The sequence below is a fragment of the Negativicutes bacterium genome (assembly GCA_018052945.1).
In the GTDB taxonomy this organism is placed as follows: Bacteria; Bacillota; Negativicutes; order JAGPMH01; family JAGPMH01; genus JAGPMH01.
Window position 1 is genome coordinate 1 of record JAGPMH010000011.1, and the last position, 13,401, is coordinate 13,401.

Below are 13,401 nucleotides of genomic sequence, written 5' to 3' on the forward strand. Positions count from 1 at the left end.
TATAGCACTATAGTTTTAACTAAAAATAAACACAGTTAACCACTTTAACAGCCTTCCCTTAGTTTACCATTAAGCATATTGTCAAGCAAGTAATAATTATGGTATTTTAAGAAAATTAGTAAAAGAAAAAAGTTCGCAGTTACCTGCGAACTTTTTTTAGCGATGGCGATAGCGTTCCGCCAAAGTTAAGCGTAGTATTGCTCTTTTTAAAGCAGCTTGCGCTCTCAACTCATCTATTTCTTGTTTCTTTTGTGCCAATCTTTCTTTAGCACGTTCTAAAGCTTTTTGTGCTCTGTCCACGTCAATTTCTTCCGGTGTTTCAGCCGTGACAGCAATAACAGTAATTTTCTTTGGCTGTACCTCAATAAAACCACCCGTTACAGCTAAAGTTTTTTCACCATCATCAGTTAAAATACGAAAAAACTCCGTTGTTAAGCTTGCTATTAGCGGTGCATGATTCGGTAAAATACCAATTTCGCCACCAGTGCTACGCGCTATAACCATGTTAACATCATCACTGAAAACAGTTTTTTCAGGAGAAACAACTTCCAACTTTATTTTGTGAGCCAATTGTTACTCCCCCTTTGTTTTGCGGGCCTGTTCAATTACTTCATCAATTGTTCCTACCATGTAGAAAGCAGATTCCGGTAAATCATCATGTTTACCATCTAATATTTCTTTAAAGCCTCTAATCGTTTCTTTTAACGGTACATATTTACCAGGAGTACCAGTAAATACTTCCGCTACGAAGAACGGTTGGCTTAAAAATCTTTGAATTTTACGTGCTCTTGATACCATTAATTTATCATCATCAGATAATTCTTCCATCCCTAAGATAGCAATGATATCTTGTAACTCTTTATAGCGTTGCAATACTTCCTGCACACCACGAGCAACTTTATAATGTTCTTCGCCAATAGTATTAGGATCAACAATCCGTGAAGTAGAATCAAGTGGATCTACGGCTGGATAAATACCAAGCTCGGCAATTTGTCTGGATAAAACTGTTGTTGCATCCAAATGAGCAAAAGTCGCTGCCGGAGCTGGGTCAGTTAAATCATCGGCTGGTACATAAACTGCTTGTACTGACGTGATTGAACCCTTTTTAGTTGAGGTAATACGTTCTTGTAACGCACCAACGTCTGTTGTTAATGTTGGCTGATACCCTACTGCTGAAGGCATCCGACCAAGTAAAGCCGAAACCTCCGAGCCAGCTTGAATGAAACGGAAGATATTATCAATGAATAACAATACGTCTTGTCCGGCTACATCACGGAAATATTCCGCCATTGTAAGACCAGTCAAGGCAACCCTCATTCTCGCACCAGGTGGTTCATTCATTTGTCCATAAACCAAAGCCGTTTTATCAATAACGCCGGATTCTTGCATTTCTGACCAAAGATCATTACCCTCACGAGTACGCTCACCAACGCCGGCAAATACGGAGTACCCACCATGTTGCGTTGCAATATTATGAATAAGTTCCATAATTAAAACAGTTTTACCAACACCGGCACCGCCGAAGAGACCGATTTTACCACCGCGAGAATACGGCGCAATCAAATCTACTACTTTAATCCCTGTTTCCAAAATGCTAGTTGCTGTTTCCTGTTCCTCAAAGCTTGGTGCAGCTCGATGAATTGGCCATGTTTCGGCCGTTTTTACGGCTTCAGGCTTATTATCTACCGTTTGTCCCAAAACATTAAAAACTCTACCTAATGTTTCCGGACCAACCGGAATACTAATTGGTGCTCCAGTATCAGTCGCTTTCATTCCTCTAGTCAAACCGTCCGTAGAGGACATGGCGATACAACGGGTTGTATTATCTCCTAGATGCTGCATTACTTCTACTGTTAAATTTATTTCTACTTGATCTACTTTTCCTTCGATTTTAACAGCATTGTAAATAGCCGGTAACTGATCTAGGGGAAATTCAATATCTACTACCGGTCCAATAACCTGTACTACTTTACCTATACTCACTTAGGTCCCCCTCCTTACTTCAACGCTTCAGCGCCACTAACAATTTCCGAAATCTCACTAGTAATTGACGCTTGACGAACTTTATTGTAATTAAGTATTAGTTTGTTAATTAATTCTTCAGCATTATCTGTTGCAGAACTCATTGCTGTCATCCTTGAACCAAGTTCACTAGCAGCCGCTTGTAATAATGCTCCATAGACCATTGTTTCAAAATATTGTGGTAACAAATAGCCTAAAACTTCTGCCGCTGACGGTTCATAAATATATTCAGTGCCACTGGCTAAAGATTTATTTTCCTCTAAATTGGTCAATGGTAATAATTTTACAGTTGTTGGCACTACTTGAATTGCCGAAACAAATCTCGTATAAACCATGTAAATTTCATCACAAGCAGTATCAGTAAATAACTGCATTAATTGTCGTGAAATTTCTCTAGCTTTATCATAACTAGGTTTTTCACTGAAATCTTCATAAGAACTGATTACATTATAACCACGCTTACCAAAATAATCTTTTGTTTTACGACCAATTGCAATAATATTAGTACTTTCTTTAGCTTCTATTTTAGCAACTGTTTCTTTAAAAACATTACTAGCATAAGCACCCGCCAAACCTTTATCAGGTCCCACTACTAAATAAACAGTTCTTTGAACCGGTCTGACTGTAAGTAATGGATGCTCAACAACACTGCCGGCATTACCGGCCACATCAGCTAAAACTTGCTTCATCTTATTAGTATAAGGTTCATTGACTGATGCTTTTTCCTGAGCTTTGCGTAAACGAGCTGCCGCAACCATTTTCATGGCTTTAGTGATTTGCTGAATATTTTTTACGCTCTTTATACGACGACGTATATCTTGGGTACTAGCCACCTAAATCACCTCGTTACTGCTTACGCTTCTTGTTGATAAGATACAAATGTACCTTTAAACTCTTTTATCGCTTTTTGCAATGAAGTTTCAATTTCATTATCAATTGCTTTCTTCTCTCTAATCGCCTTGCTAACTTCAGCATAATTTGATCTCATAAATTTCAAGAAATCACTTTCGAATTTTACAACATGATTACTTGGAACATCATCTAAATGACCATTAGTTGATACATAAATGATTACAACTTGGTCTTCTACCACCATTGGTGAATATTGTGGTTGTTTCAATGTTTCAACCATTCTAGCACCACGATCTAATTGAGCTTTTGTCGCTGAATCTAAATCAGAGCCAAATTGAGCAAAAGCTGCTAGTTCACGATATTGTGCTAAGTCTAGTCTCATTCTACCGGCAACCTGCTTCATCGCTTTAATTTGCGCTGAACCCCCAACACGGGAAACTGATAATCCGACATTAATTGCCGGTCTGATACCAGCATAAAAATATTCACTTTCCAAGATAATCTGTCCATCAGTGATAGAGATTACATTAGTCGGAATATATGCCGAAACGTCACCGGCTAAAGTTTCAATAATCGGTAACGCAGTAATTGAGCCTGAACCCAATTCTTTAGATAATTTTGCCGCTCTTTCTAATAAACGTGAATGTAAGAAGAATACATCTCCTGGATATGCTTCACGACCTGGCGGACGACGTAACAACAATGACATGGCACGATACGCCATTGCATGTTTTGATAAGTCATCATATACACATAATGCATGTTGACCTTTATACATAAAGTACTCCGCTATCGATACTCCGGCATATGGTGCTAAATATTGTAACGGTGCACTATCAGAAGCTGTTGCAACAACTACTACCGTATAATCCATTGCCCCAGCATCTTCTAAAGTTTTAACAACCCTTGCAACAGTTGATGCTTTTTGACCAATTGCTACATAGACACAGATAACACCTTGACCTTTTTGATTAATAATAGTATCAATGGCGATTGCTGTTTTACCGGTACCACGGTCACCGATTATAAGTTCACGTTGGCCGCGACCAATCGGCACCAACGAGTCAATTGCTTTAATCCCTGTTTGTAACGGTTCATTTACTGATTGTCTAGCGGCAATCCCCGGAGCAGGATATTCAACCGGTCTGGTTTCGGTTGTTGATATCGGACCTTTACCATCTACAGGCTGTCCTAAAGCATTAACAACACGACCTACCATATTTTCCCCTACAGGAACCTGCATGATTCGTCCTGTTCTTTTTACAGTGTCACCCTCTTTAATTAAGGTTTCACCACCTAAAATAACGCCACCAACATTATCTTTTTCCAAGTTCAAGACCATCCCATAAACACCATTGTCAAATTCCAGTAATTCCCCTGCCATTGCTTTTTCCAAGCCATGGATACGAGCAATACCATCACCAACTTGAATAACTGTCCCTACATCATCAACGTTAAGTTCAATTTGATAATTTTTAATTTGTTCTTTTATTATCGCCGTTATTTCTTCCGGATTCATTTTCATAACTACTCGTTCACCCCAATCTTAGTAGTTTCATCTGCTAATAATTGTGCTTTTAAGGCTGCTATTTGACGAACAATACTGCCATCAATTAATTTATCGCCAATTTTAACAATAACGCCGCCTAATATTCCTGTATCAATCTTATACTCAGCTACCACAGTTTTCCCTGTAGCCATACTCAATTTGTTAATTAAGGCAGTACGTTGCTCAACATTTAAGGCCGTTGCAACAATAACTTGCGCTTTAATAATATTTTGAGCTTCATTTGCTAGTACTTCAAATTCACCAACAATTTGCGGCAATAACATTTCTCTTTTTTTATCAAACAATAAGGACATAAACTTGTTAGTTAAGTCCCCAATTTCTGCTCTAAATATTTTAGTGAAAATTTCCTTTTTTGCTTCAAGCTTAACATGTGGATGATAAATAAAATCACTTAAATCTTGTTGCGAACTTATTGTTTGCACAATGAATTTTAAGTCATTTTCAACTTCTTGTAGTTTTTCTTCTTCCACTGCTAATTCAAAAACAGCTTTAGCATACTTATTGGCTAGTTCATTGCTTAGCATGGTAAACCACCTGTTTTCTCTTCATCAATCTTATTGATAAAGTCATTTACCAATTTTGCACTGATTTCTTCATTGATATTTTCACCAATAATTTTTGTTGCTGCATTAATGGATAAAGTTACAACTTCACCTTTTAGCTCAGCTATCGCTCTTACTCTTTCACGCTCAATTTCAGCTTTGGCATTTTGTAACATACGCTCATTTTCAGCTCTAGCTTCCGCCAAAATTTGTTGCTTACTTTCTTCAGCGATTTTAATAGCTTTATCAACAATTTCTTGCGCTTGCGTTCTTGCTAGGGCAAGTTGTTTTTGATATTCAGCTTTTAGTTCTTCAGCTGCTTTCTTATCGTTATCAGCGGCCTCAAGACTAGAGGAAATTTTATCTTCGCGTTCCTTCATTACTTGCATTAAAGGACCGTAAGCAAATTTTTTCAAAATAAATAATAAAATCAGAAAATTTATAATTTGTGCTATCAGCGTAGCATTAATATCTACCATATCTCGGGCACCTCCTTGTCTGTTAGCGCAAAGGCAGGCGACAGAATCCTGTCGCCCAACGCACAACATTATTTACCAATTAAAGGATTTGCATAAAGCATAACAATTGCTATAACTGCCGCAATAATAGGCACTGCCTCAATCAAACCTACGGAGATAAGCATGTTTACTAATAAAGTACCTTTTGCTTCAGGTTGTCTTGATACACCTTCAATAAATTTTGAAGTTACAAGACCGTTACCAAGGCTCGCTCCAATAGCAGCCAAACCGATTGCTAGCCCTGCACTAAACAAAGCTGCTGTTACCATAATTGCATGTTCCATAATAAAAAATCCCCCTTAATAATATCTTTTTAAATTATTTTATTTTAGTCATGTTGGTCTTCTTTTACACCATTTGCCAAATAAGACATTGACAACATTGTGAAAATGAAGGCTTGAATTACACCAACAAAAACACTAAAGCCTAACCAGATTATATTTGGAATCGGAAACCACATTGGTAATAGTTGTGCTAGGATAATAATTAGAATTTCTCCCGCTAAAATATTACCAAAGAGACGAAAAGCTAAAGTAATCGGCTTTGCAACCTCTTCCAACATATTAACAATAACAAACGGCGCAAACGGTTCAAAAAAATGTTTAATATAATGTTTTCCTTTGAACACCAAGCCCAAGATATGCAGTAACATCACTACCATCAACGCTAAACCTAATGTTGTATTAGGATCATTCGTTGGTGATGTAAAGCCAGGAACTAACCCTAACCAGTTGGAAATTAAAATAAACAAAAATAAAGTGATTAATAATGGCGCTATTTTTCTTCCCCGTGGTCCCATTGCCATGTCAATTTGCTCAAGTAAGGATGTTATAATTATTTCTAAAATATTTTGCCAACCTTGCGGAACCAGCTTTAAATTTCGCGTTGCCAAAATCGCTATAACAATAACAATTGCCATCGAAATCCAAGTCATATACAGCGTGTCTAAATTAAAACTAAATCCCGCTAAATGGGCAACCTTATGAGCTCCAATTTCATGCATAAAATCCCCTCCTTATCTCTTATTTATTTTCATGCATTTTCTTCTGATATGCATAAATAACAGCATTAATAAGTACAACTACATTAACCCATACTAAGCCGGCCACAGCAGCCCAAAACATTGCTGTTGATATTCTTATTGATAAGATAAAAATCAATACCAGAATACTCAGTCTAATAAACCAACCTGCCCTCATATAAATTACAGCTTTTTCAAGTTCTAATTCAGTGGACTTAAACAATCTCTTCCCGATAATATAAAAATAAGTAAGACCGGCGATAAAACCTGCCAAAACCCCATTTAGTAAGATCATTTGTTGTTCTTGCCACAGTATTATTGCTAATATAATAACAGATATTAACAATTGCCATAAAACTCTTTTAGTGCAAATTAAAATATCCTTCATTTTTACCGCCAATTCCATAATTAAACCACTACTGAATTTTCTATTTTATGTCAAATAGTAAATTCAACAAAGTTAAAACATTTCCTGCTATAAACAATAATTTCAATCATTCTAATAATTTATTATTTTTTTGTAAACAGACCATATTCCAATAACTATACCCAGAATAATCCCCACTGTCGTACCAATAGGAGTGCTATCAAAATATTTATCAACAAAATTACCAATAAAAATGCCTACAGCAATTTCAATAACTACCGTCAAGCCTAATCCTGAAACAAAAGTAAACGCTTCCCAAGTAGATTTATCTTTTTTTCCAGACATTATGCACCAACTTTTACTGTACTAATTTATAAAAAACATATTAGATATTAATTAAATAACAAATAAACATTTATAACATTAATATAATAACAGGTTAACCTTATTTTAAGCAAGCCTTAAAAGCTGTTGGCAATTCTTTTATAAAGCCGTATTTATATAAAATTGCCTTTACAATACGTTCTGAAGCTCTGCCATCACCATAAGGGTTACAAGCATTAGCCATCTTTTGGTATTCACCAGCATCCGTTAATAATAACTTTGCTTCTTCATATACAATCTGTTTGTCAGTACCAATTAACTTGACCGTACCAGCTTCTACCGCTTCTGGTCGTTCAGTATTATCACGCAATACCAATACCGGCTTGCCAAGTGCCGGCGCTTCTTCTTGAATTCCACCGGAATCAGTTAAAACAAGATATGATCTTGCTAACAAATTAGCAAAAGGTTCATAATCAAGCGGATCAATTAGATGAACCTGTGCCAAATCCCCTAGTTCACTATCTACTACACTACGAACTTTAGGGTTTTTATGCACTGGGAAAATTATTTCTACTTCAGGGAATTCTTCGACCAAGCAACGCAAGGCTTGATAAACATGGCGCATCGGCTCACCAAGATTCTCCCGACGATGTGTTGTCACCAACACTATTTTCTTATTTTTATAATCAATATTTTTCAATAATTCATTTTCAAATTGATAATTTTCATCAACAGTAGCCAACAACGCATCAATTACGGTATTTCCTGTAATAAACACTGCTTTTTCATCAATGTTTTCTTGACAAAGATTGTGACTGGATGTCACCGTTGGCGCAAAGTGTAAATCAGCCAAAGAACCTGTTAATTTTCTATTCATTTCTTCCGGATATGGTGAGTATTTATCATGAGTTCTCAGCCCAGCTTCAACATGCCCTACCGCTATTTGATGATAAAAAGCCGTTAGCGCTCCGGCAAAAGTTGTGGTAGTATCACCATGAACCAAAACAATATCAGGTTTTTCTGTACTTAAGACCTCATTTAGCCCCTGCATTGCCTTAGTCGTAATATCAAATAAAGTCTGGCCCTGCGCCATAATATTCAAATCATGATCAGGCTTAATCTCAAACAAATTTAAGACTTGGTCTAGCATTTCGCGATGTTGTGCGGTAACTGCTACCACCGGCGTAATATATTCAGGATATTTATTTAATTCTAAAACGACAGGCGCCATTTTTATAGCCTCCGGTCTAGTGCCAAAAACAGTCATTACTTTTATACGCTTCATCTTTTTACCTCTTTTCAATATCCTCTGCATTATTTGTAAAAATAGACAGGCCTAAGCCTGCCTATTAGTTTAGTTAATTTTCAATATGCCGGCTTTTTTTGCTCCTATTAATGCTACCACAATTACACCGATAACAATAATTATTCCTAACAACCCATTGACCTCAGATAAAGCAATAGCGCTAAGGCCTAAGCAACCGCTAATAGCATACATCAATAACACCGCTTGTTTTTGATTAAAACCCATATCTAATAAACGGTGATGCAAGTGTCCACGATCCGGTTTAAAAATAGGCTTACCATTAATTGCTCTGCGAAAAATTGCAAAAGAAGTATCCATAATCGGTAACCCTAATGCTAAGATTGGAACTATTAACGCAATCGTTGCCGCACTTTTAACCGCGCCAATAATAGAAATGCCAGCCAACATATAGCCTAAAAACATACTGCCGGTATCACCCATGAAAATTTTGGCAGGATTAAAATTGTGTTGTAAAAATCCAAGGGCACTACCTGCTAGCGCTGCTGTTAATAATGATACTAAGACAATTTCTTGCTGTAGCGCTACCAATAAAATAGTAATAGCCGCAATACTGGCCACCCCAGCTGCTAAGCCATCTAAGCCATCAATTAAGTTTACAGTATTAGTTAGACCCACTACCCAAAACAAGGTCGCTGGAATCGCCAACATTTCTAAGTAAACCATCCCACCAAACGGACCGGTCAACCAATCAATTCTAATATCAAACAATACTAATACCGCTGCCGCGATAATTTGTCCTAACAACTTAACCTTCGCCGGTAAGCCTTTTAAGTCATCAACAATACCTACCAACATAATTAATGTTCCACCAGCCAATAAACCGATGATTTCACTACTCAATGGGGTCGTTGCTATAACGGCTACCATAAAAGCGATATAAATCGCAATCCCACCCATTCTCGGGATAGGTTTACTATGAACTTTACGTTCATCCGGCGCGTCCATCGCCCCTGCTTTTATCGCTAACGAAATTATTTTGGGGGTCAAAAAAAATGACACCGCTAAGGCAATTAAAAATGCCCCTATATACATTTGCATATTCTTATGCACTCCTTTTCTACGTACCAAGCTCATTTTACCTTACTGTAATTAGACTGTCAAATATTATAAAATGAGCCAAACCAGTTCTAACCTTCATCAACTACGGTTAGCTTTGTTTAAATTATACGCAGTAGCCTTTCCTTTTAAGTTTATTAACATGGTCTTCTACCAGTTCAATAGTATCAACATCATAGCGGTCTGCTAAAATATATAACATCGTGAAACAGCATTGTGCTACATCCAATAATTCTTGCACTGAGCCATCCAATATTGTTGAAAAATCAAGTTTTTCACTTTCGCCAGAAGCACCGGCTTTTTTTCCCAAGTATTGCGTTAATTCACCAACTTCTTCTTGGATTTTACAAACCGTTGTAAGCAGTGTCACCTTGGGTAATAACAATTTCGGCAATGCTAAATATTTGAAATTATTTTCCGTGTAAATATTATAATTTAAAGTTTTATTAAAATTATAACCCTTGTTACTTAATTTCTTTAAGTGATTGTCAATATACCGTTCAGTCTTTACATTACATTCTTCTTCCAACACAAAAATCATTGTTACACAAGTTTGCGCTACATCTAACAACTCTGAACTTACCGCATCTAAATAGCCTTTAATTAACGGTTCAGTTAAAATTTCTTTTTTGCCTAAATGCTCATACGGCAAAAAAGTCAGTACTGCTCTTGCCAATTCGCCAGCTTCTTCTATTATTTTTAGTAAAGTCGATTGCATATTCGGCGACAATCTATTAAGTTTTGGCAAACTCAACATCGTAATCATCAGGCACCTCTTATTTTATATCTTTAGGATCACAACTAATCAGCGAACCGTCTTTTGCCAAGTAAACAACTTTGGAAATTAAGGCGTTTCTAATCATCCGCCGACACAACAAACATGGTTTGCCGTCGGCAGCACTGCCATCCGCATTAAATCCCGCAATATATAATGTTGCATTTTTCATTTTATTAGGGTCAGCGTTAATTAACGCGTTTTGTTCCGCATGAACAGCCACACATAATTCATAACGTTCACCTTTCGGAACATTCATTTCTTCACGATAACATAAATTGCTGTCAATACAATTTGTCTCGCCTCTTGGCGCACCATTATAGCCGGTACTGATAATAATTTGATCATTTACTAACACTGCACCATACTGCCGTCTTAAACAAGTTGATCTACTCGCTACCACTTTAGCTATTTCAATAAAATATTCATCCCACTCCGGGCGTTTCATATTTACCTCCAAAAATACCGAAAAGCAGAGCATCAACTCTACTTAAGTAAAATTTATTAATAGCTGCCAAGAAATCTTGGCAGCTATTAATTTATATGTCACTACTTGGTACCGAAAATACGGTCACCGGCATCTCCAAGACCAGGCACAATATAGCCATGGTCATTTAAACATTCATCCACACTAGCAACATAAATGTCAACATCAGGATGAGCCTCATTCACAGCAATTACGCCTTCCGGCGCTGCTACTAAGCACATTAAAATAATTGTTTTGGCACCTTTTTGCTTTAATAAATCAATCGCCGCAATCGCTGAGCCACCAGTTGCTAACATTGGATCAGTTATCACTAACATTCTCTCACTAACATCACTTGGCAACTTACAATAATATTCCACCGGTTTTAGTGTTTCCGGATCACGGTATAAACCAACATGGCCAACTCTCGCCGCCGGTACTAACTTGACAATTCCATTTACCATGCCTAAGCCAGCTCTTAAAATTGGCACCACCGCAATTTTTTTACCACTTAACACCTTACTTTTGCACAATTGTACCGGTGTTTTAATTTCAACTTCTTCCAGCGGTAATGTTCTGGTAATTTCATAAGCCATTAATGCTGAAATTTCTTCCAACAACTCACGAAAATCTTTTGTACCAGTACCTTCCTCGCGCATTAAAGTTAACTTGTGTTGAATCAACGGATGGTCGATTACATTAACTTTTAAATTAGACATTAATTCATCTCCTAAGATTATACTCGAACTGAAGGATATTTTTGGCAAAGTTTTTCAACTAAACCTTTTGCTGTTGCTTTTACATCCTCAGATTCCGGATTTTTTAAGGTCATGGCAATAATTTCGCCAATAACATTCATATCTTCTTCTTTCATTCCACGAGATGAAAGCGCCGGTGTCCCAATACGAATACCACTAGTAACAAATGGACTAGCTGGATCAAATGGGATTGTGTTTTTATTAACAGTAACACCAACTTCATCCAATAAGTTTTCGGCAACCTTACCAGTTAAGTTTTGTCCTCTAACATCAACTAACATTAAATGATTATCAGTACCACCGGAAATTAATCTAAAACCTTCCGCTGATAATTTACTTGCCAAGGCCTTAGCATTATTAATAACTTGTTGTTGATAAACTTTAAACTCAGGAGTAAGTGCTTCTTTAAAAGCTACTGCTTTAGCCGCAATAACATGCATTAGTGGACCACCTTGAATTCCTGGGAACACAGCTTTATTGAAATTAAATTTAGCGCCATTTTCCTCGCTCGCTAAAATAATACCGCCTCTTGGTCCACGCAAAGTTTTATGAGTAGTTGTGGTCACAATATCAGCATAATCCATTGGACTTGGATGCAAGCCTGCTGCAACCAGCCCAGCAATATGAGCCATATCTACCATTAATAAGGCATCTACTTTTTTAGCAATACTACCCATTCTTTCAAAATCAATGATTCTAGGGTAAGCACTAGCACCGGCAATAATCATTTTCGGGTTAGAAGCTTTCGCAATTTTTTCTAATTCATCATAATCAATTGTTTCTGTTTCGGCACTAACACCATAAGGTACTATTTTAAAATATTTACCTGACATGTTAACAGGACTACCATGTGTTAAGTGACCACCATGTGATAAATCCATGCCTAAAACAGTATCACCTAAATTTAAACAAGCAAAAAACACCGCCATATTAGCTTGTGCTCCAGAATGTGGTTGTACATTAGCATATCCTGCACCAAAAAGTTCTTTAGCTCTATCAATTGCTAATTGCTCAATCACATCAACACATTCGCACCCGCCATAATAGCGTTTACCAGGATATCCTTCGGCATATTTATTAGTTAAAACTGAACCTTGTGCTTCCATCACAGCTTCACTAGTAAAGTTTTCTGAGGCAATTAATTCTAATTTGTTTTGCTGACGGCTACTTTCTTCACCAATCATTTTTGCAATTTCAGGATCTACTTGGGTTAAAAAACTCATTTTACATTCCTCCAAAGATAATATTAAAGAGCTTCATACTGAGCACGATGTCCACCAATATACTTTGGTCTAGTTCGTGCCGCAATAATCATCGCTGCACCGATATTTTTTATCGACAACCGTACCGGTACTGCAACTTTTTTCAAGTGCATCCCAATTAAGGTTGCGCCAATATCAACGCCAGCATGAGCTACAATTGTCTCAACTACCACCGGATTTTTATAGGTTTTCATGGCACTATCAGCTAACGCCCCACCGGCTCTAGCCACAGGCTTTACATTAACTTTCTCTAACAAATACTGCTCACAACAGCTTTGTTCCACTACTAATGCTCGATTTAAATGCTCACAACATTGAATTGCCAAAAAAACATCATGTTCTAAGCAAGCTTCCATAAGCCCTGCTAATAAATTAGCTGCAACTTCTGCTGAGCCGGCAGTTCCAATATTTTCACCAATAACTTCACTGGTACTACAACCGACCACCAGAATATCGTTAGTTTTCAATGCACCAATTGTAATGATTTCAGTTGCTACCGTATATGCTTGTTGTTTTATTAACGCAAGCTCCATGATAATAA

17 protein-coding genes are annotated in these 13,401 nt (G+C 37.1%); all 17 read right to left on the reverse strand.

Annotated elements, in window-relative coordinates:
• Positions 1-156 precede the first annotated feature (156 nt).
• Positions 157-570: a F0F1 ATP synthase subunit epsilon gene (locus KBI38_02885; protein ID MBP8629010.1), complete on the reverse strand. Its 414-nt coding sequence runs from the start codon at positions 568-570 to the stop codon at positions 157-159.
• Positions 571-573: 3 nt separating this feature from the next.
• Complete coding sequence (gene atpD, locus KBI38_02890; protein MBP8629011.1) at positions 574-1,983, reverse strand: F0F1 ATP synthase subunit beta; 1,410 nt, start codon at positions 1,981-1,983, stop codon at positions 574-576.
• 14 nt (positions 1,984-1,997) lie between these two features.
• A complete protein-coding gene (gene atpG / locus KBI38_02895) occupies positions 1,998-2,855 on the reverse strand; it encodes an ATP synthase F1 subunit gamma (protein MBP8629012.1) in 858 nt (285 codons plus the stop codon).
• Positions 2,856-2,875: 20 nt separating this feature from the next.
• The gene (gene atpA / locus KBI38_02900) at positions 2,876-4,399 is read right to left on the reverse strand and encodes a F0F1 ATP synthase subunit alpha (GenBank protein ID MBP8629013.1); all 1,524 of its coding nucleotides are present in this window, start codon (positions 4,397-4,399) and stop codon (positions 2,876-2,878) included.
• A 2-nt stretch (positions 4,400-4,401) separates the two neighbouring features.
• On the reverse strand, positions 4,402-4,968 hold the full coding sequence (gene atpH / locus KBI38_02905; protein MBP8629014.1) for an ATP synthase F1 subunit delta: 567 nt from the start codon (positions 4,966-4,968) through the stop codon (positions 4,402-4,404).
• A complete protein-coding gene (gene atpF / locus KBI38_02910; GenBank protein ID MBP8629015.1) occupies positions 4,962-5,465 on the reverse strand; it encodes a F0F1 ATP synthase subunit B in 504 nt (167 codons plus the stop codon). Before atpF ends, atpH begins: the two co-directional genes overlap by 7 nt.
• A 68-nt stretch (positions 5,466-5,533) precedes the next feature.
• On the reverse strand, positions 5,534-5,788 hold the full coding sequence (gene atpE / locus KBI38_02915) for a F0F1 ATP synthase subunit C (protein MBP8629016.1): 255 nt from the start codon (positions 5,786-5,788) through the stop codon (positions 5,534-5,536).
• A gap of 44 nt (positions 5,789-5,832) precedes the next feature.
• Positions 5,833-6,507 (reverse strand): F0F1 ATP synthase subunit A, encoded by a 675-nt coding sequence (atpB, locus tag KBI38_02920; protein ID MBP8629017.1) that lies wholly within the window; start codon positions 6,505-6,507, stop codon positions 5,833-5,835.
• A gap of 19 nt (positions 6,508-6,526) precedes the next feature.
• Positions 6,527-6,931, reverse strand: a complete 405-nt coding sequence (locus tag KBI38_02925) for a hypothetical protein (GenBank protein ID MBP8629018.1) — start codon at positions 6,929-6,931, stop codon at positions 6,527-6,529.
• Positions 6,932-7,024: 93 nt separating this feature from the next.
• Entirely contained in the window at positions 7,025-7,237 is a 213-nt protein-coding gene (locus KBI38_02930) for an AtpZ/AtpI family protein (protein MBP8629019.1), read from the reverse strand.
• A gap of 100 nt (positions 7,238-7,337) precedes the next feature.
• The gene (wecB, locus tag KBI38_02935) at positions 7,338-8,501 is read right to left on the reverse strand and encodes a UDP-N-acetylglucosamine 2-epimerase (non-hydrolyzing) (GenBank protein ID MBP8629020.1); all 1,164 of its coding nucleotides are present in this window, start codon (positions 8,499-8,501) and stop codon (positions 7,338-7,340) included.
• A 69-nt stretch (positions 8,502-8,570) separates the two neighbouring features.
• Positions 8,571-9,581, reverse strand: a complete 1,011-nt coding sequence (locus KBI38_02940; GenBank protein ID MBP8629021.1) for an undecaprenyl/decaprenyl-phosphate alpha-N-acetylglucosaminyl 1-phosphate transferase — start codon at positions 9,579-9,581, stop codon at positions 8,571-8,573.
• 124 nt (positions 9,582-9,705) lie between these two features.
• The gene (locus tag KBI38_02945; GenBank protein ID MBP8629022.1) at positions 9,706-10,365 is read right to left on the reverse strand and encodes a MazG-like family protein; all 660 of its coding nucleotides are present in this window, start codon (positions 10,363-10,365) and stop codon (positions 9,706-9,708) included.
• 10 nt (positions 10,366-10,375) lie between these two features.
• A complete protein-coding gene (locus KBI38_02950; GenBank protein ID MBP8629023.1) occupies positions 10,376-10,822 on the reverse strand; it encodes a cytidine deaminase in 447 nt (148 codons plus the stop codon).
• 101 nt (positions 10,823-10,923) lie between these two features.
• Complete coding sequence (gene upp, locus KBI38_02955) at positions 10,924-11,559, reverse strand: uracil phosphoribosyltransferase (protein ID MBP8629024.1); 636 nt, start codon at positions 11,557-11,559, stop codon at positions 10,924-10,926.
• Positions 11,560-11,576: 17 nt separating this feature from the next.
• Entirely contained in the window at positions 11,577-12,821 is a 1,245-nt protein-coding gene (locus KBI38_02960) for a serine hydroxymethyltransferase (GenBank protein ID MBP8629025.1), read from the reverse strand.
• A gap of 23 nt (positions 12,822-12,844) precedes the next feature.
• Entirely contained in the window at positions 12,845-13,393 is a 549-nt protein-coding gene (locus tag KBI38_02965) for a TIGR01440 family protein (protein MBP8629026.1), read from the reverse strand.
• Positions 13,394-13,401: the final 8 nt, after the last annotated feature.